This window comes from Ruegeria sp. CDSB114 (genome assembly GCF_059611025.1).
In genome coordinates, this window is record NZ_JBXWOT010000005.1 from 93,957 (window position 1) to 112,612 (window position 18,656).

At 58.3% G+C, this 18,656-nt stretch carries 21 protein-coding genes; 14 read left to right on the forward strand and 7 right to left on the reverse strand.

Features of this window, described 5'->3' with window-relative positions:
• From AC2FIP_RS13490 to AC2FIP_RS13500, 3 genes are all read right to left on the reverse strand, one after another.
• Positions 1–1,578: a gamma-glutamyltransferase family protein gene (locus AC2FIP_RS13490; RefSeq protein ID WP_496786829.1), complete on the reverse strand. Its 1,578-nt coding sequence runs from the start codon at positions 1,576–1,578 to the stop codon at positions 1–3.
• Between the two features lie 212 nt (positions 1,579–1,790).
• Positions 1,791–2,231, reverse strand: coding sequence for an ATP-binding protein (locus tag AC2FIP_RS13495; RefSeq protein ID WP_496692511.1), 441 nt, complete (start codon positions 2,229–2,231; stop codon positions 1,791–1,793).
• 32 nt (positions 2,232–2,263) lie between these two features.
• Complete coding sequence (locus AC2FIP_RS13500) at positions 2,264–2,602, reverse strand: STAS domain-containing protein (protein ID WP_142637067.1); 339 nt, start codon at positions 2,600–2,602, stop codon at positions 2,264–2,266.
• Positions 2,603–2,702: 100 nt separating this feature from the next.
• Between AC2FIP_RS13500 and AC2FIP_RS13505 the strand changes: the two genes are divergently transcribed.
• The 3 genes from AC2FIP_RS13505 (at position 2,703) to AC2FIP_RS13515 (ending at position 4,998) form a co-directional block, all read left to right on the forward strand.
• Positions 2,703–3,875, forward strand: coding sequence for a thiolase family protein (locus AC2FIP_RS13505; RefSeq protein ID WP_496697615.1), 1,173 nt, complete (start codon positions 2,703–2,705; stop codon positions 3,873–3,875).
• Between the two features lie 73 nt (positions 3,876–3,948).
• Positions 3,949–4,404, forward strand: a complete 456-nt coding sequence (locus AC2FIP_RS13510) for a GAF domain-containing protein (protein ID WP_496692509.1) — start codon at positions 3,949–3,951, stop codon at positions 4,402–4,404.
• Positions 4,405–4,473: 69 nt separating this feature from the next.
• A complete protein-coding gene (locus AC2FIP_RS13515; protein ID WP_496786831.1) occupies positions 4,474–4,998 on the forward strand; it encodes a GNAT family N-acetyltransferase in 525 nt (174 codons plus the stop codon).
• A 39-nt stretch (positions 4,999–5,037) separates the two neighbouring features.
• Here AC2FIP_RS13515 and AC2FIP_RS13520 read toward each other — a convergent pair whose 3' ends face one another.
• Complete coding sequence (locus AC2FIP_RS13520) at positions 5,038–5,379, reverse strand: DUF1294 domain-containing protein (RefSeq protein ID WP_496697620.1); 342 nt, start codon at positions 5,377–5,379, stop codon at positions 5,038–5,040.
• Between the two features lie 57 nt (positions 5,380–5,436).
• Between AC2FIP_RS13520 and AC2FIP_RS13525 the strand changes: the two genes are divergently transcribed.
• The 10 genes from AC2FIP_RS13525 to rarD all read left to right on the forward strand — a co-directional run bounded on the left by AC2FIP_RS13525 (position 5,437) and on the right by rarD (position 16,511).
• Positions 5,437–6,006, forward strand: a complete 570-nt coding sequence (locus AC2FIP_RS13525; protein WP_281973073.1) for a helix-turn-helix domain-containing protein — start codon at positions 5,437–5,439, stop codon at positions 6,004–6,006.
• Positions 6,006–6,629: a LysE family translocator gene (locus tag AC2FIP_RS13530; RefSeq protein ID WP_142637057.1), complete on the forward strand. Its 624-nt coding sequence runs from the start codon at positions 6,006–6,008 to the stop codon at positions 6,627–6,629. Before AC2FIP_RS13525 ends, AC2FIP_RS13530 begins: the two co-directional genes overlap by 1 nt.
• Before the next feature lie 5 nt (positions 6,630–6,634).
• On the forward strand, positions 6,635–7,015 hold the full coding sequence (locus tag AC2FIP_RS13535) for a GFA family protein (RefSeq protein ID WP_496697623.1): 381 nt from the start codon (positions 6,635–6,637) through the stop codon (positions 7,013–7,015).
• 15 nt (positions 7,016–7,030) lie between these two features.
• The gene (locus tag AC2FIP_RS13540) at positions 7,031–9,481 is read left to right on the forward strand and encodes a GcvT family protein (RefSeq protein WP_496786833.1); all 2,451 of its coding nucleotides are present in this window, start codon (positions 7,031–7,033) and stop codon (positions 9,479–9,481) included.
• A 19-nt stretch (positions 9,482–9,500) separates the two neighbouring features.
• Positions 9,501–9,977: a cupin domain-containing protein gene (locus AC2FIP_RS13545; protein ID WP_496786834.1), complete on the forward strand. Its 477-nt coding sequence runs from the start codon at positions 9,501–9,503 to the stop codon at positions 9,975–9,977.
• A gap of 2 nt (positions 9,978–9,979) precedes the next feature.
• On the forward strand, positions 9,980–11,032 hold the full coding sequence (locus tag AC2FIP_RS13550) for an alcohol dehydrogenase family protein (RefSeq protein ID WP_496786835.1): 1,053 nt from the start codon (positions 9,980–9,982) through the stop codon (positions 11,030–11,032).
• A gap of 12 nt (positions 11,033–11,044) precedes the next feature.
• Complete coding sequence (locus AC2FIP_RS13555) at positions 11,045–11,935, forward strand: homocysteine S-methyltransferase family protein (protein WP_496786837.1); 891 nt, start codon at positions 11,045–11,047, stop codon at positions 11,933–11,935.
• Positions 11,936–11,946: 11 nt separating this feature from the next.
• Positions 11,947–12,921 (forward strand): GlxA family transcriptional regulator, encoded by a 975-nt coding sequence (locus AC2FIP_RS13560; RefSeq protein ID WP_496702671.1) that lies wholly within the window; start codon positions 11,947–11,949, stop codon positions 12,919–12,921.
• A gap of 89 nt (positions 12,922–13,010) precedes the next feature.
• A complete protein-coding gene (locus AC2FIP_RS13565) occupies positions 13,011–15,464 on the forward strand; it encodes a GcvT family protein (protein ID WP_496750395.1) in 2,454 nt (817 codons plus the stop codon).
• 144 nt (positions 15,465–15,608) lie between these two features.
• Positions 15,609–16,511 (forward strand): EamA family transporter RarD, encoded by a 903-nt coding sequence (gene rarD / locus AC2FIP_RS13570; protein WP_496703334.1) that lies wholly within the window; start codon positions 15,609–15,611, stop codon positions 16,509–16,511.
• Here the strand turns inward: rarD and AC2FIP_RS13575 are convergent.
• Both AC2FIP_RS13575 and AC2FIP_RS13580 read right to left on the reverse strand, forming a co-directional pair.
• Positions 16,502–17,218: an SGNH/GDSL hydrolase family protein gene (locus AC2FIP_RS13575; RefSeq protein ID WP_496786838.1), complete on the reverse strand. Its 717-nt coding sequence runs from the start codon at positions 17,216–17,218 to the stop codon at positions 16,502–16,504. The two genes, rarD and AC2FIP_RS13575, sit on opposite strands and share 10 nt — an antisense overlap.
• Positions 17,215–17,625: a nuclear transport factor 2 family protein gene (locus AC2FIP_RS13580; protein ID WP_496692498.1), complete on the reverse strand. Its 411-nt coding sequence runs from the start codon at positions 17,623–17,625 to the stop codon at positions 17,215–17,217. The genes AC2FIP_RS13575 and AC2FIP_RS13580 overlap by 4 nt, the downstream gene beginning before the upstream one ends.
• 60 nt (positions 17,626–17,685) lie before the next feature.
• Here AC2FIP_RS13580 and AC2FIP_RS13585 point away from each other — a divergent pair, with 60 nt between their 5' ends.
• Positions 17,686–18,369 (forward strand): RluA family pseudouridine synthase, encoded by a 684-nt coding sequence (locus tag AC2FIP_RS13585; protein WP_496786875.1) that lies wholly within the window; start codon positions 17,686–17,688, stop codon positions 18,367–18,369.
• Positions 18,370–18,371: 2 nt separating this feature from the next.
• On the opposite strand, the gene AC2FIP_RS13590 is transcribed toward AC2FIP_RS13585, so the two are convergent.
• On the reverse strand, positions 18,372–18,557 hold the full coding sequence (locus AC2FIP_RS13590) for a hypothetical protein (RefSeq protein WP_496786840.1): 186 nt from the start codon (positions 18,555–18,557) through the stop codon (positions 18,372–18,374).
• Positions 18,558–18,656 lie beyond the last annotated feature (99 nt).

Here is an 18,656-nt window from a genome sequence, read left to right on the forward strand (position 1 = left end):
TCAATAACCAAGCGCGCACCCATCTTTTCGTGGATCGCTTGCGCCTTGCAAAACGCCGCTCTTCTGGATTCGGATCGCTTGAGCCCCGCCTAGAGGTGTTTCTGAAATCAAAACTTTGTGGCCGATTTCAGATAATTGTTGCGCAATATTGCGCGGAATTCCGCGTTCCAGTTTCAAGACAGGCCCGTCTGCAAAGGCGCGCGGTGTGTCTATGGCCTGCTGCAGCGCAAACTCATCGTCGGTTAGCAGCGAGACCAGCTTTGCATGTCCTGTGGGCTGAAAGGCACCACCCATCACGCCGAAGGGCATCAGGATTTTGCCTTTCTGTTTCAACATGCCGGGAATGATCGTGTGCATCGGACGTTTACCGCCGCCAAACTCATTCGGATGGCCTGATTGCAACGTAAATCCAGACCCACGGTTTTGCAGCAGAATGCCGAATTTCTCAGAAGCGATACCCGATCCAAAGCTATGAAAGATCGAATAGATCAGCGATACCGCCATCCTGTCCCTGTCGACCACCGTGATATAAACCGTGTCCTTGTGGATGGCTTCGGTCAGTGGGGCAGCAGCGGGCATCGCTTGGTTTGGGTTGATAAGCTCTGCCAACCGATCAGCTGTTGTCTGGTCCCAAAACCTGTCTGCGCGTGTCGTATGATCCGGATCGGCGATGAATCTGTTGCGGGCATCGTAGGCGAGTTTTGAGGCTTCGGCCTCGATATGCAGACGCTCTGCGGATAGCGGATCCATGGATCCGAGGTCAAAGTTCTTGAGGATATTCAGCAGCAAAAGGGCGGTTGCACCTTGGCCATTGGGCGGATGTTCCAGCAGGTCCAAGCCACGATAGTGCCCTGCGACCGGAACTGTAGGTGTGGCAGCGGTCGCGTCCAGATCTTCGGCTGTGTGTACCCCGCCCATGGCCGTCAGGGTCGAGATAATATCTTCAGCGACCTCGCCCGCGTAAAACGCCTCTCGTCCGTATTTGGCGATTCTGCGCAGCACTTCTGCCTGCCCGGCGGACCGGAACATGTCTCCGGTCTTTGGAACGTCTCCTTTCAGCAGATAGTGGTTCCTGGCTGCCCCCTGCAACGTGTTAGCACCCGGGCCCCAATCAAAAGCCACACGTGGGGCGACCGGCACGCCCTGGTCTGCATAGCGGATGGCGGGTTGCAGGATGGCGTCCAGCCCTAGTTTGCCCTCGGTTTCGGCCAGCTGGCAGAACGCCTCGACTGCGCCGGGAATGGTGACCGCATCCGGTGTATTGAGCGGAACTGCAGTCAGTCCCTTATCGCGCAAGCTGCCAGCGTTGGCTGCTGCCGGTGCCCGGCCAGAGCCGTTGAGGGCCCGAACCTCATCTTCTCCGGCGCGGTTGTACAAAACAAAGCAATCTCCGCCCAGGCCGGTCATTTGTGGTTCGCAAAATCCCAAAAGCACCGCCCCGGCGATGGCTGCGTCCATCGCGTTGCCACCTTGCTGTAGGATGCCAAGGGCCGCTTGGGCTGCCAGCGGGTGAGATGTGGCGCACATCCCTTCGGTCGAAAAAACTTCGGATCTGCCTGGTGCCTGAAAATCCCGCATTGCGCTGCCTTCCCGTGTGATCGCGCAGAAGGTATCGCGCGTCCGGGTATTGTCCAGTCAAATCAAAGGGGAAGTTCCTCGGCATCGTTCACTGGGTGGGGGCTGTGACATACGATGCCGAGGGAAGCTATCTGAGCTACAGTTAAGACTTTGATCTTTGTTTGCGGCGCTACAATGGTTCGAAAAGGGCCTTATTGTGACGTTTTATAGCCCTAATCCGCGTCGAGAAAACTGAATCGCAGTGACAACCGGTTGCAGCCTTCGCTACGGTCATAGCGGATTTCACTGGTCAATTGGTGGATCAGAAACCATCCAAATCCCCCCTCGGGTAGGTCTTCACGTCTTTCCCCCAGAGGTGCAGGTGCACCTTCTGGTACGCGAAAGCCGGGAAGGGGATTGCCGGTATCCGAGATGAGGATTTCCAACCAGTTCTGATGCAGGCGGCAGTGTACCTTGACGCTGGCGGGCGTGGTTCCGGCATAGGCGTGTTCAACGACATTGTTAATGGCTTCGGCCAGGGCAATTCTGACATCAGCCGCTTTGTGTGAAGGCAGCCCTTTAGACGACAGTGCCTGGCTCAACTTGGCAATGCCAGAACTTGCTTCGACCTCGGTCGCAGCGAAGCTCAAATCGAAACTGATGCCGTTACACATTAGCCTTACGCCTGTTCAGTTTCTCCTTGTGTTCAATCCGGCGCACCGGACAGTGCGTCATCCATCGTTGGGTAAAGCTTGAACACTGTGTCCATGCGCGTAAGACGAAACACCTTTTCCACAAAAGGCTGAAGACCTGCCAGATCCAGGCGTCGTTCAGCCCCGAGTTGTTTCATGGCGGCGACAATGGCGCCCAAACCGCTGGAATCGATGAATTCGACGCCGCTGAGGTCCAGAACCACACGCACAGCCCCACCTTCGGTTTCCGTGCGCATGTTTTCTTTGAACTGAATGGCCATTGCCGCATCAATCCGGTTGGATTGTACAGTAATTATTTGAATATTGTTGGTCGTAGTACTGGACAGGCCCATACGTGACGGTCCTTTAACTGAAATCGCTCGTAGAAATACGCTAGACGGGAATTCTTACCATTCGGTATCCATCGAATGACAAGAATTTAGGAGCGCCCAGATGAAGCAAGTTGTAATCGCCGGAGCAGCACGTACCCCGATGGGTGGATTTCAAGGAATGTTCGATGGTGTTTCTGCCGCCGATCTGGGCGGAGCCGCGATCCGGGCTGCGCTGCAGGGTGCCGGTGCTGATACGGTTGACGAAGTGCTGATGGGCTGCGTTCTGCCAGCCGGGCAGGGTCAGGCCCCTGCACGTCAGGCTGGGTTTGCAGCCGGTTTGGGCCAAGAGGTCCCGGCCACGACGCTCAACAAGATGTGCGGATCGGGGATGAAGGCTGCGATGATGGCCTTCGATCAGATCGCATTGGGCCATGCCAACACAATGATCGCAGGCGGGATGGAGAGTATGACGAACGCGCCCTACCTGTTGCCCAAAATGCGTGACGGTGCGCGCTTGGGGCACGCTCAGGTCGTCGACCACATGTTTCTGGACGGGCTGGAGGACGCCTACGACAAAGGTCGTCTGATGGGCACTTTCGCAGAAGACTGTGCCGAGGCGTTCCAGTTCACCCGCGAAGCGCAGGACGAGTACGCCCTGCAGTCCCTATCCAACGCGCTGGCCGCGCAGGACAGCGGCGCGTTCGACGGTGAAATCACTCCGGTAACCGTCCGCACAAGGAAAGGCGAGGTCACGCAGTCCGCGGACGAGCAGCCGAAAACCGCCCGCCCGGAAAAGATACCTTCGCTGAAACCGGCTTTTCGCAAGGGTGGAACGGTGACGGCGGCCAACGCGTCGTCGATCTCTGATGGGGCGGCAGCTCTGGTTCTGGCGTCAGCTGAAGCCGCCGAAGCGCAAGGTCTCTCGGTTCGGGCGCGCATTCTGGGTCATTCCAGCCATGCGCAGGCTCCGGGATTGTTCACGACTGCGCCAGTTCCCGCTGCGCAAAAGCTTTTGGCCAAAATCGGCTGGTCCAATGATGATGTGGATCTGTGGGAGGTAAACGAAGCCTTTGCCGTGGTGCCGATGGCATTCATGCATGAGATGGGTCTGACGCGTGACAAGGTAAATGTGAATGGTGGTGCATGCGCCCTGGGTCATCCTATCGGCGCCTCGGGGGCGCGTATCATGGTCACCCTGCTGAACGCGTTGGAAAAGCGGGATCTGAAACGCGGCGTGGCGGCGATCTGCATCGGTGGTGGAGAGGGCACTGCAATCGCGATTGAGCGCGTTTGACGCGGGGCCGATTCCACCATAGGTCCGGTGCTGTAGAACCTGTTTACAAGATCACTGACCGGACCCGCCCCCCATGACCGTTGATTACGATACGCTGACCAAGACAATCGTCGCCCTAACCGCAGGCGAGACAGATCAAGTTGCTCTGATGGCGACAATCGCCTGTGAAGTTCATCACGCCGATGATCGGTTTGACTGGACGGGGTTCTATCGCGTAACAGATCCGGGCATTTTGAAAATAGGCCCCTATCAGGGTGGTCACGGGTGTCTGGTTATTCCCTTCGGGCGCGGTGTCTGTGGTGCCGCGGCGCGGACCGGAAAGGTACAGTTGGTGGCGGATGTGCATGCGTTTCCAGGTCACATCGCCTGCGCCTCGTCTACGCAGTCCGAACTGGTGCTTCCGGTGCGCAATGCCTCGGGCGAGGTCATCGCGGTTTTTGACATCGACAGTGACCAGCCGGATGCGTTCACGGATGAGGACGCAGAAAAGCTGTCTGCCATATTGTCAAAGGCGTTTTCGGGCGAGTAAAGAGGGGCCTGACGCAAAATCGGCCCGTCTGTTAGACTGGAATGGACACTAATTGCGACTGGCCAAGGCATGATCCCGGACCAATTCACCACAGAGCGGCTTGCCGTCTGCCACTGGCAAGTGGAAGTCTCTGAAGCTGGTCGCCTTTCAGCGTTGACGGCCGAGTTGGCAGCCGTCCTGACACCAGCGGTTCTTGAGCCCCTGCCGCCTTCGATGCAGGTCGAAGAAACGCCCAGCGGGATGACCGACTGGATCGCGGCACGCAAGACCGAAAGCGATGTTCTTCTTGTTCGGCTAAGGCAAAATAATCAGCTGATCGGACTGCTGATACTGGCCTCAGAACCCGAAGATCAGGCCGCACCAACCATCCACCTTGGATATCTGTTTGCCGAACGAGCCTGGGGCTGTGGCTATGCAACCGAACTTGTGTCCGGCTTTATCGTGGCCTGCGGCACGAGCCGCGCCATTCGGGTTTTGGCCGGGGTCGAGCACAGCAATCCCGCCTCTGCCCGTGTGCTACAGAAATCGGGGTTCACGCGATCCTCAGCTCACTCCACCGACGATACCGATATGTATGTCTGCGACATTTCCTAGATCCCATCGGGATCTTACGTGGCTTGCGGATCAAGCCAACTACAGAATGTCAGGCAGAATTTCCGTGATTAGGAAATATGCCAGCCCGACCTGAGTCGCAAAGATCGCAAATAGCGACAGGGAAAACCGACCTTTTCGGGACTTGTGATTGAAAATCCAACGCCCGACCAGGGCACCGGGACTGCCGCCCAGTGCAGCCAGCCACAATAGCCTGCGTTCCGGAACCCGGCTTTTTCTGCGTCTGGCGCGCAGCTTGTCCCAGCCAAAGGCCAGCAAAGTCAGGCCGTTGATGACCCACAGGTATATAACCGCAATCCACATAGCTGACGGATAGCTAAATGCGTCGATTTTCCCAAGTGAAAAAATGCTTGGAATTTTCACCGATTCGCGGCATCGTGAAAAACACGAGGAAAATTTCACCAGATATCGGAGAGTTCGGTGAACAGCCAAGCCCCCCACAGTGCAACGCTCGGAGCCGACATTCGCGCATTGCGTAAGGCGCGTGGGTTGACGCTGACCGAGATCGCAGAGCGGTTGAACCGGTCGGTCGGATGGCTCAGCCAGGTTGAACGCGACAAGTCCGAACCGTCAATTTCAGACCTGCGTCAGATCGCGGAATGTCTGGGTGTGCCGATGTCCATGCTGTTCGCCCATTCTGCCGCCCCCGCCAATGAACAAGGCTATGTCGTGCGCGCCGGGTCGCGCCGCCCTATGGGGTCGGGCGAAGAAGGTCTGATCGAGGAACTGCTGTCACCCGATCTGACTGACGATTTTGAGATGGTGCATTCCACCTTTAAGCCGCATTCCAAGATGCAGAATCCGGCGGACCGCCCCACGCAAGAGGTTGGCTATGTGATTTCCGGTCAGTTGAATCTGACCATCGGCGCGCAAAGCTTTTCGGTTGGGCCCGGTGACAGTTTTCGGATCAAGAACGAACCCTATATTTGGGCGAACCCTCATGATGAGCCCGCTGTGGTCATCTGGGTCATCGCACCTCCGGTGTACTGATGAGTTTCGAGGCCTGGACCATATTCGCGCTGTTCTGGGTGGTGTTTGTAACCACACCGGGGCCTAACGCGGTGAACTGTATCTCGAACGGGATGAGCCTGCCCTTCACAAAAGCGATGCTGGGTGTCTTGGCGATCCTGACCCAAGCCAGCGCCTTTTTGGTTTTGTCGGCGCTTGGGGTGACGGCCTTGATCGCGGCCTCACCCACCGGATTCTTCATCGCCAAGCTGGTGGGCGCAGGGTTTCTGATCTGGCTGGGTGTCCGAGGCTGGAAGGCTGCAGCAAATCCCGCCCCTATTTCCGAACGCCCTGCACGGCATGTCTATCTGCACGCGCTGGCCGTCGCGACAATCAACCCCAAAAGCGTCGCGGGTTATCTTGCTGCATTCTCGCAATTCGTGCAGCCGGATGTGCCGATCTGGGAGCAAATGTTGGTCATCATGCCAACGGCGCTGATCATCACAACGCTCAGCTACATCGGGTTCACTCTTCTAGGTGCGCTTATGGGGCGGGCCGCGCTGGGGGCCGTGTTCAACATCTGGGTGCGCCGGGTCATGGCCACCTGTTTCATCATTTATGGCGTGTTGCTGGGCACCACCAGCGCGCCAGCAGCAAGGGGATAAGTGAAATGCATACAGGTTCCTGTCTGTGCGGCTCGGTTGCGTTCAAGATCGAAGGCGATCTTCCTGCCGCCTCGGCCTGTCATTGCGGTCAATGCCGCAAACAGTCGGGTCATGTCTGGGCCTCGACCTCGGCCCATCAAGACGACATCACCTTCACCGCCAGCGATACGCTGAGCTGGTTTCGTGCTTCCGACATCGCCCGACGGGGATTTTGCAACGCCTGCGGCTCTTACCTGTTCTGGCAGCATAAGGACGAAGACCGGATTGCCATTGCTATGGGGGCGCTGGATGCACCCACCGGACTGACCCTCGCCCGCCATATCTTTGTGGCCGACAAGGGCGACTATTACAACATCACGGACGATCTGCCTCAAGAGGCACAGTAACAGGGACTGAAAGACATGAGTGATTTTCCGACAAAAGCCCGCGTGGTTATTATCGGTGGCGGAGTGGTGGGGACATCGTCCCTGTTTCATCTGGCCAAAAAGGGCTGGACCGATTGTGTTCTGCTGGAGAAAAACGAGCTGACCGCGGGGTCGACCTGGCATGCAGCTGGCAACGTGCCGACCTTTTCGACCTCTTGGGCGATCATGAACATGCAGCGCTATTCGACCGAGCTTTATGCGCGGCTGGGTGAAGAGGTCGACTATCCGATGAACTATCACCAGTCCGGCTCAATCCGGTTGGCCCATTCGAAAGAGCGGGTGCAGGAGTTCGAGCGGGCAATGGCGATGGGCCGTTATCAGGGCATCGAGATGGAGATGTGGTCACCCGAACAGGCCAAAGAGCGTTACCCGTTCCTGGAAACTCATGACCTTGAGGGTGTTCTGTTCGACCCGACCGATGGCGATATCGACCCGGCGCAGCTGACCCAGGCACTGGCCAAGGGTGCGCGCGACATGGGGGCGAAGATCCTGCGTTTCTGCCCGGCCATGGGTGTGACCCAGAAGGAAGACAAGACCTGGATCGTGCATACTGACAAGGGCGATATCGAAGCGGACCACGTGGTCAATGCCGCCGGGTATTACGCCCAGCGTGTGGGTGAATGGTTCAAGCCCTTCGGCGGTCGCACCGTTCCGGCCATGGTGATGAGCCACCAGTACCTGCTGACCGACGAAGTGCCCGAGATCGAGGAATGGTCCAAGGCCAATGGCGGCAAAAAGCTGCCGCTGCTGCGCGACGTGGATATCTCGTATTACCTTCGGCAGGAGAAGAACGGATTCAACCTCGGCCCCTATGAGCCCAACTGCAAGGGCCACTGGATGACCGAGGATGATCCGATGCCCGAGGATTTCAGTTTCCAGCTGTGGAATGATGATCTGGACCGGATCGAAGACATCGTCACCGACGCGATGGAGCGGGTGCCGCTGATGGGGACCTCGGGTGTGGGTCGGGTGATCAACGGGCCCATCCCCTACGCGCCGGACGGGCTGCCGCTGGTTGGCCCGATGCCGGGAGTGACCAACGCGTTTGAGGCGCATACCTTTACCTTCGGCATTGCGCAGGGCGGTGGTGCCGGCAAGGTGCTGGCCGAATGGATCGTCGATGGCGCAACTGAGTGGGATATGTGGGCCGTCGATCCGCGCCGTTACACCGATTACACCGATCAGGATTACTGCAACCAGAAGGGGCTTGAGGTCTATGGCAACGAATACGCCATGCATTTCCCGCACCATGAATGGCCCGCCGCGCGCGACAAAAAGCTGTCGCCTGTCCACACCAAGGTCAAGGAATTGGGCGGCGTGATGGGGCCCTATAACGGCTGGGAACGCGCCAACTGGTTTGCGCAACCGGGCGACGATACCTCTGAAGAAGCGACCCATACCTGGGGCCGTTCGGGGCCATGGGAGAAGCGGATCAAGGAAGAGTGCGAGGCTGTCCGTGATCATTGCGGCGTATTGGACTTGCCCGGATTTTCGCGTTTCATCGTAAAAGGTGAGGGTGCCGCCGAGGCGCTGCGGTCGCTGGTCACCGGCGGTTTGCCCAAGGTGGGTCGCATCAACCTGGTCTATATCTCAGATGGTCGCGGCCGGATCCTGACCGAAATGTCCTGTATCCGCCTCGGCGATGACGAGTTCGTCATGATCACGGCCGCTACAGCGCAATGGCATGACCGCGATATCCTGACCGAGGCAATGCCCACCGGCGTCACCGTCGAAGATGTCACCACCACTCGTGACACGCTGATCGTGACAGGTCCAAAATCGCGCGACATTCTGGCGGGGCTGAGCGATGCGGACCTGTCCAGCGGCTGGCTGACCCATCAATCCGCTACCGTCGCAGGCCAGCCCGCCTTCCTGATCCGCGTCTCGTTTGCAGGAGAACTTGGCTGGGAGGTTCACGCGCTGAACGACCATATGCCGGCGATCTATGGCTCGATCCTTGACGCTGGTGCCAAACCGTTCGGGATGTACGCCCTGAACTCTCTGCGCATTGAAAAGGGTTATCGGGCTTGGAAAGGCGATCTGTCCACTGATTACTCTCTGTTGGAAGGCGGGTTGGAACGGTTCGTCAAACTTGACAAACCGCAGGACTTCCCCGGCAAGGCCGCGATCCTGAACGAAAAGCAGCAGGGCGTGAAAAAGGCGTTTGCCACCATGCTGGTCGATGCTGGTGACGCGGACGCGCCCTATATGTCCTGTATCTGGCACAACGGCGAGATCGTTGGCGAAACCACCTCGGGCGCGTGGGGGTACCGCGTTGGTCAATCCGTTGCGCTGGGCATGATCCGTCCTGAACTGGCGGTGACAGGCACCGAGCTTGAGGTTGAAATCTTCGGTGAAAAGCGGCGCGCCGTGGTACAGGACGATAAACCGCTCTGGGATCCGGAAAACGAGCGGCTGCGCGCCTGATCGCCCGAAGGAGACCTGAATGAGCACGCGTTATTCAAAACTGGGGCCCGGAGAGGGCCTCAATTACGACTGGGAAAATGACCACACATTTGTGAAGGTTTCGACCCGGGATACTGATGGCGCCTATACGCTCATGGAAGACAATCTGAAGGCCAGCTTTGCACTTGGCCTTCATCGCCATGAAACCCATGCCGAAAGCTTCTATTTTCTGGAAGGCGAAGTGGACTTCTACGTTGATGGCGACTGGCATCGCTGTGGGCCGGGCAGCACGATGCATGTGCCGCCCGGTATGCCGCATGCCTGCCGCGTTGCTGGTAAAGCAACAGCCAAGATGCTGATGATTTTCCAGCCTGCCGGTTTTGACGGCTTCCTTGCTGAGCTGGCCAAGATGACCGTGGCGGACTTCGCCGATGAGGTGAAAATGGCCGAATTGAACGCGCGGTATGACATTGTCCCGATGGGCTCTGTGCCGCCTCATCCCGATGACGAGGTTTGACCATGACACTGCCTAAAACGATGTCCGGTGTATTCCTGACCTGTCACGGCGGGCCCGAGGCGCTGGAATGGCGTGACGATATACCCGTCCCAACCCCTGCGCCGGGGCAGGTTCTGGTCCGTGTGGCCGCAGCCGGGGTGAACAACACCGATATCAACACCCGTATCGGCTGGTATTCCTCGGACGTGACCGGCGCCACAGATGCCGTGGATCAAGAGGTCGAAGCCGGAGGCTGGGGCGGCGCGTTGAACTTCCCGCGCATTCAGGGCGGCGACCTTTGCGGCATCGTCGAAATCGCGGGGCCCGAGACTGGGTTCACCTCGGGCCAGCGCGTGACCTGTCCGATCAACCTGCCACGTCCGCGACCGGGCAACCCGACAGGCTTCATCGTGCTTGGGTCCGAGATTGACGGCGCCTTTGCGCAATATTGTTTGGTGCAGGCCGATGACCTTTATGATGTCAGCGCCTCACCCCTGTCCGACATTGAAATCGCTGCCATCCCCTGCGCCTTTGGAACCGCCGAGGCTATGCTGACCCGATCCGGTGTGACTGCCGGGCAAAAGGTGCTGATCACCGGCGCATCCGGTGGCGTCGGCCTTGCCGCTGTGCAACTGGCGGCGCTGCGCGGTGCCTCGGTTTGGGGCGTGACCGGTGCGGCCAAGGCCGAAGCGGTGAAAAGCCAGGGCGCGACCGCCACGTTCAAACGGGATGCGTCGCTGCCCACCGACATGTTCGACGTGGTCATTGACGTGGTGGGCGGGCCTGCATGGGCTGATCTGATCCTGGCGCTGAAACCGGGCGGTCACTATGCCGTTGCGGGTGCGATTGCTGGCCCGATTGTTCAAGCCGATCTGCGGGATATATATCTGCGCGACATTACCATTCACGGCAGCACCCATCAGCCGTTCGAAGTCTTCGGTCGCCTGGTCGAACTGATGAATGCGGGGCGGATCAAGCCCCTGATTTCAAAAACCTATCCGCTGAAAGACATTGCGACGGCGCAAGAGGACTTTCAGTCAAAAACGTTTCCGGGAAAACTGGTTCTGGTTCCCTGAGGAGGTTCATTGATGGCAGATATAACCCTTCTGGATGGGTCTATCGGACAGGAACTGGTCAAACGCAGCGGTGATGCGCCGACGCCTTTGTGGTCGACCCGGGTGATGATGGACCATCCCGAGTTGGTCGGGGATGTGCATGCGGATTATTTCTCACGCGGTGCGACTGTGGCCACGACAAATACCTATGCTGTTCACAGGTCGCGTCTGGACCGTGTCGGCTTGGGTGATCAGCTGCCAGATCTGATCGAGGCGGCCCTGTCGCAGGCCGAGCGTGCGCGCCCCGCGGGTAGGCGCATCGCCGGGGCTTTGGGTCCGCTTCTCGCCTCTTACCGGCCGGACCTGAATCCAGAGGTCGAAGAGGCGGCAGAGAAATTCGCCGAACTGGTGACGATGATGACAGATCGCGTTGACCTGTTCCTGATCGAAACCGTGTCGTCGCTGCAAGAGGCCGAAGGCGCGTTGCGCGGGATGGAGCAGACAGACAAACCGGTCTGGCTGGCGCTGTCCGTGATGGATGATGATGGGACGCGGCTTCGGTCGGGTGAGCCATTGTCGGGAATAGCATCTTTGGTTGATCGCTTTACGCCTGAGGCCGTGCTGATCAACTGCTCGCGCCCGGAGGCGGTGCCCGCTGCGCTGAATATTATCGCCACCTTCGGGCGTCCGTTTGGGGCATATGCCAATGGCTTCACCGGGATTACCCAGGAATTTCTACAAGACGCCCCAACCGTCGATGCGCTGCAACAGCGCCACGACCTTGGGCCGGATGAATATGCTGATCAGGCGATGGGGTGGGTGGCGCAGGGTGCAACTATCATCGGCGGATGCTGCGAAGTCGGTCCCGATCACATTCAGCGACTGGCAGATCGGCTGTGCGCTGCTGGCCACAGCCTCGTCTGAAGGGGGTAAAGATGCGGCAACGACCAGATAGCTTGACCGACAAGGCGCAGACACATTTCGATGTTCTGGTCGCGCCGGGCTATGTGCTGTTGGAGCTTGCCGCATTGATTGAGGTTCTGAGGCTGGCCAACCGCGTCTGCCCCAACCCGCCCTTCAGCTTTACCTATAGGTCTCTGAAAGGTGGGCCCGTTGCCAGCAGCAGCGATGCGACGGTCCAAACGGAACCCGTATCAACCCATCCCAAGGCGGATTATCTGTTTGTGATCGGAAATTCCGACCCTGACCACCCCGATCTGTCCATCGGACGGGTTGTATCGGACTATACGTTCCGAGGCGCTCAGGTCTTTTTGCTGGCCGAAGCTGCCAGCCGCTATATTGACGAATTCGGCTCCGCAGACATGGCGACCCATTGGGAAAACGCCTCTTTCCTGAGTGAACGCGGGGCCCGGTTCGAGGCGAAGCTGTCGATAGCCACAGAACAGGGCCAGGTCGTGACCTGCGCAGGGATGGAGGCGACAACCGATGTTGCTTTGTCCGTGATCGGACGCCACATCTCGGGGCCTGCCAAGATGACGGTGGCCAATATCATGCTGCACGAAAATATCCGCGATTTTTCATCGATGCAGCCTTTCTCGGGGGCGCAACTGACAGCAACTGGGGACGCCAAGCTGGATCAATGTATCAAGCTGATGCAGGCCAATATCGAAGACCCCTTACCCATCCAGCAAATTGTCGAGGCGTTAAATCTTTCGAACCGATCGCTTGAGCGAAAATTCAAAGCTTTCTTTGGCACCAGTCCAAACGGTTTCTATCGCGAGATGCGGCTGGCGAAGGCTAACAACCTGCTGCTGAACACCACGATGAGCGTTCGGGAAATAGGTCTGGCCTGCGGCTTTCCGAACGGTTTCTCCTCGGTTTACAAAAGCTTTTTCGGGGTCACGCCCTTTGTTCTGAGACGCGAAAGACGGGCTGCGTCACATAGGTGAAAATCGCCCATAACATGACGCTTTTGGTGCATTTATTGTCGATCTTCCATGGCAACGTGCCCAAAACCTGATTCAGCGGAGACCTCAGGATGGTTGATCTTCCAAACAAAGCCCGAGTTGTCATCATCGGCGGCGGCGTCATCGGATGCTCGGTCGCCTATCATCTGACCAAGAAAGGTTGGAGTGATGTTGTGCTGCTTGAACGCAAGCAGTTGACCAGCGGCACCACATGGCATGCGGCGGGTCTGATCGCTCAGCTGCGGGCCTCGTCCAACATGACCAAACTGGCAAAATACACGCAGGAGCTTTACGGCGCGCTGGAAGAGGAAACCGGCGTGTCCACCGGGCTTAGACGCTGTGGATCGATTACCGTGGCACTGACTGAGGAACGCCGTGAAGAGATCTATCGCCTGGCTGCCATGGCACGTGCCTTTGGCGTTGAGGTCGAAGAGATTTCCAATGAGCGCGTCAAGGAAATGTATCCGCATCTGAATGTCGAAGACGTCAAGGGCGCGGTCTATCTTCCGCTGGACGGGCAGGGTGACCCGGCCAATATCGCGCTGGCCCTGGCCAAGGGCGCACGGCAACGCGGTGCCATTACCAAGGAACGGGTGAAGGTCACCGACATCACCAAACAGGGCCGTACCGTGACGGGCGTGGACTGGGTTGCCGATGACGGCAGCGCCTCGGGCCATATCGAATGTGATATGGTGGTGAACTGCGCCGGCATGTGGGGGCATGAGGTCGGCCGGATGGCCGGTGTGAACGTCCCGCTGCACGCCTGCGAACATTTCTACATCGTCACCGAAGGCATTGACGGGCTTTCGCAACTGCCGGTTCTGCGAGTGCCGGATGAATGCGCCTATTACAAGGAAGATGCCGGTAAAATCCTGCTGGGCGCGTTTGAGCCCAATGCCAAACCTTGGGCGATGAAGGGCATCCCGGACAGTTTCGAATTCGATCAGTTGCCCGAAGATTTTGATCATTTTGAGCCCATTCTAGAAGCGGCGTGTAACCGGATGCCGATGTTGGCCGAGGCGGGCATTCATACCTTTTTCAACGGCCCTGAATCCTTTACTCCGGATGACGCTTATCATCTGGGTCTCGCGCCCGAGATGGACAATGTCTGGGTCGCGGCGGGCTTCAACTCGATCGGCATTCAATCTGCGGGCGGTGCGGGCATGGCGCTGGCGGAATGGATGGATAGCGGCGAGAAACCGTTTGATCTGGGCGATGTGGATATCAGCCGGATGCAGCCGTTTCAGGGCAATAAGCAATACCTGTTTGAGCGTTCGAAAGAGACGCTGGGCCTGCTTTATGCCGACCACTACCCCTATCGCCAGAAAGCCACTGCGCGCGGTGTTCGGCGCACCCCGTTCCATCACCATCTGAAAGAGCAGGGCGCGGTGTTTGGTGAACTGGCGGGCTGGGAGCGTGCAAACTGGTACGCAAATCCGGGGCAGGAGCGCGAATACCAGTACAGTTGGAAACGTCAGAACTGGTTCGAGAACTCAGCTGCTGAACACCGCGCGGTGCGCGAGAATGTGGGCATGTACGACATGTCTTCTTTTGGCAAGATTCGCGTTGAAGGACCGGATGCCGAGGCGTTCATGAACTATATCGGGGGCGGCGATTATTCGGTGCCGAACGGCAAGATCGTCTATACCCAGTTCCTGAACCGCACCGGCGGGATCGAGGCGGATGTGACGGTGACCCGTCTGACCGAGACCGCCTATCTGGTCGTGACCCCGGCGGCGACGCGGCTGGCGGATCAGACCTGGATGATGCGCCATGTGGGTAGCTTCAACGTGGTCATAACTGATGTCACCGCTGGCGAAGGCGTTTTGGCCGTGATGGGCCCCAATGCGCGCGCTTTGCTGGAAAAGGTCTCGCCGGCGGATTTCTCGAACGCGACCAACCCCTTTGGCACCGCACAAGAGATTGAGATTGGCATGGGCCTGGCCCGCGCTCATCGGGTGACCTATGTGGGCGAGCTGGGATGGGAGATCTACATGTCCGCCGATATGGCGGGCCATGTGTTCGAAACGCTGCATGAGGCCGGTCAGGACATGGACCTGAAACTCTGTGGCATGCACATGATGGACAGTTGCCGGATCGAAAAGGGCTTTCGCCATTTTGGTCATGACATCACGTGCGAGGACAACGTCGTGGATGCCGGGCTTGGTTTTGCGGTCAAGGTGGACAAAGGCTGTGACTTTATCGGGCGCGAGGCAGTGATTGCCCGCAAGGAAAGCGGGCCGAAAAGCCGCCTGGTTCAGTTCCGCCTGACCGACCCGGAACCGCTGTTGTTCCATAATGAACCGATCGTGCGGGACGGGGAATATGTCGGCTATCTCAGCTCGGGCAATTATGGTCATACTTTGGGTGGCGCTATCGGTATGGGCTATGTGCCCTGCGAGGGTGAGAAGGCGGCGGATGTTCTGGGGTCAACCTATGAGATCGACGTGTGCGGCGTGAAGGTAATGGCCGAGGCGTCGTTGAAACCGATGTACGATCCGAAATCCGAACGCGTCAAAGTGTAATCAAATTGTCGGAGCGCTCCGGCGCTCCGGCTTTGTTCTGGTCTCACATATCAAATATCCTGATGGGCCGCTTCACAGTTTTCGCGGTTCCCAAGCATGTCTGGATTACCGTAAAGACGACCGGTACCCCCCCGGAGACCCGCAATGGCCAACGCTACACCCACACAGAATGCCGATACGCCAAAAGGCCTTGTTCTGGCGGTTACGGCTTATGTTTTGTGGGGGTTTTTGCCTTTATACATGAAGGCGATGGCCCATATCGGACCGGTTGAGATCGTAGCGCATCGGATCATCTGGTCTGTACCCGTTGCCGGACTATTGCTGATCGCACTGGGGCGGACGCGGGATCTGAAGTCAGCTTTGCGCGATCCCAAGATGCTGGGCATGGCCTGTCTGACGGCTGCATTGATATCGGTGAACTGGGCGATCTATGTCTGGGCGATTGCCAGTGGGCATGCGCTGGACGCAGCGCTGGGCTATTACATAAATCCGTTGTTCAGTATCGCGCTGGGCGCGGTGCTGCTGCGCGAACCTTTGAACCGGACGCAGCTGATTGCTGTTGGGTTGGCCGCAGCCGGGGTGGTGGTTCTTGTTGTAGAGGCCGGAAGCCTGCCTTGGGCGGCGCTGGGGCTTATGTTCAGCTGGGGGTTCTACGCCTTCTTCAAACGCTCACTCCCCATCGGGCCAAATCAGGGGTTCTTGCTGGAAGTGCTGATCCTGCTGATCCCCGCATTGGTTTATGTGACTTGGCTGGGGGTCAACGGCACGGGGCATTTCGGGCTGGTCGCAACCGACACCATGCTGCTGGCCGGGGCAGGGGTGGTGACCGCAGTGCCGTTGCTGATCTATGCCAATGGTGCCAAACTGGTGCGCCTGTCGACGATGGGCATCCTGCAATACATCGCGCCGACCATGATTTTTGTGACTGCCATCGCGGTTTTTGGAGAGCAGATTGACCGTGGCCGCATGATTGCGTTTCCGCTGATCTGGGCCGCACTTGTGGTCTATTCGATCCCGATGATCCGGCAGATACGCGCTCAGGTCTGACGCAGCAATTCGGCGGCCTTCTGCGCCCAGATCGCATAGGCTTTGGGGCTCGGATGATAGCCGTCCGGTGCGGCCAACGCCGGATCATCGGGTAAATCAATGGACAGATGGCGGATTTGCGGGAAGCCGGTCGCAATCTGTTGCAGGCCTTGGTCCAGGCGGGCTGCCTGACGCCCCAGCACCCAGGCAAGCGGTTGAGGCAAGGCGGGAAACCGACCCATCTGGGGAACGGCCGTTACAATGACACGCCGGGCTCCAAGCTGGTCGGTGATCAGGTGCATCAGACGGGATTGGTTTTCGACAAACCGCTTTTTAGTGACGCCACGGGTGACGTCATTGACGCCAAGCGCCGTAATGGCCGCATCAAATTGATCTGTCAGACCGTCAAGGCGTTTCAGCGTATCCAGCGTTGTATGCCCTGTCATAGCCTCGAGCCGCCATTCGACACTGTGGCTTTTTGCTAGCTGTGCGACCAACTGCCCGGACAAAGCCTGCGCCTGGGTGCCAGCGCCAACACCTGCTGCCGAGCTGTCGCCTGCGATTAGCAACCGCAAACGCGGGCCGCGCCCTTCACGGCCTTCGCGCGGCCCGGTCGGTTCGGGCAGGAACCGCGCCTGTCGTCGAACTGAAATCCCCTGTGCCGCCAATAGTGGCAACAGCGGTAGTCTCAGAAACTGATCAGCTCCGATCCGGGCAGGCTTGGTCAACCCAAAGCGTCCTTAAAATTGATAAAGCGAGGGTCTTTTGCCACGCGTGCCATCATCTCGGTGCGCAGGGCTGCAATAGTTTTAAGTGGGCGCATGACCACTTCGAACTTTTCGATCAAGCCTTCATCATTCAGCCGGATCAAGTCCACACCAACCGCATCCAGATCACCAACCTTGCACTGAAATTCCAGCGCCCAGTCTTTGCCGTCACCCATGATCCGACGATAGCTGAAGTCCGAGAATACCTGCCCCACATGCCCTAGCAGAGCCGCCACGGGTTCGCGCCCGGCCCAGGTGCTGTAGTAGGTCGGCGGCAGAAAACGCACGTCTTCGGCCAGAAACTCGTGAATCAGACTGTCATCGCCTTTTGTGATGACATCTTTGAGTTGTTCGATTGTTGGGTGCATTGTTTCTCCTCCGAGTTGTCGCATGATTTGCTGAACTATTCAGTTCAGGCAAGCACGACGTTGCGGGAGGTTGTCGCTTGCGATAGGCAGACCCGCATGAGCGAGACCTACGATCCCCCGAAAACACCGCTGGATGTGCTGCACGAAGATGCGCATCTGATTGTGGTGAACAAGCCCTCGGGGCTTTTGTCCGTACCGGGTCGCGGAGAGCATCTGGCCGATTGTCTGTTGACCCGTGTGCAGGCGGCGTTCCCGCAAGCCCTGCTTGTGCACAGGTTGGACCGCGACACTTCGGGCGTGATGGTTTTTGCCCAAACCCCTCATGCGCAGCGCAATCTGAGCATGCAGTTCGAACAGCGTCAAACTCGCAAGACTTATATTGCCCGCGTCTGGGGCATGGTAGAGTCAAAGTCCGGAACTGTTGATCTGCCGTTGATTGTAGACTGGCCCAACCGGCCGCTCCAAATGGTCTGCCATGAGACCGGCAAACCTGCGGTGACGGATTGGCGCGTGGTCAAACATGAAGGCAACACTACCCGCATACGCCTGTTCCCGAAAACCGGGCGCTCGCACCAGCTGCGGGTTCACATGCTGGCGCTGGGCCATCCGATTTTGGGTGATCCGTTCTATGCAAAAGGTGAGGCGCGGGCCTTCCCGCGCCTGATGTTGCATTCCGAGGAATTGCGGCTGAAGAACCCCGATGGCGGGGCGTCGATGAAGTTTCGCGCCAAGGCCGGGTTCTAGAGTCAGGCGCGGTTGGTCCAAAGCAGTTTGAGATTGCCCAGTGAAAATCGTCTGACCCGTTTCCTAGGAGCGCAGGGCTGTCGGCTGGCCATGATCTCGCGTTCGATTTCAAAGGCGCGCAGGGTATGGTCCTGGGACCAGCGTCCCAGTTGCAGTGTCATCATTACGTGATTGTCGAGGCTGGGCATCAGTAATCTCCTGTGAATTGTTGAACCAGCATCCCGCATCACTCCTGACAGCGCGTTGTCAGGGGGGTGTGCTAAGGTGTCAGCAGAGAAACCGGAGTT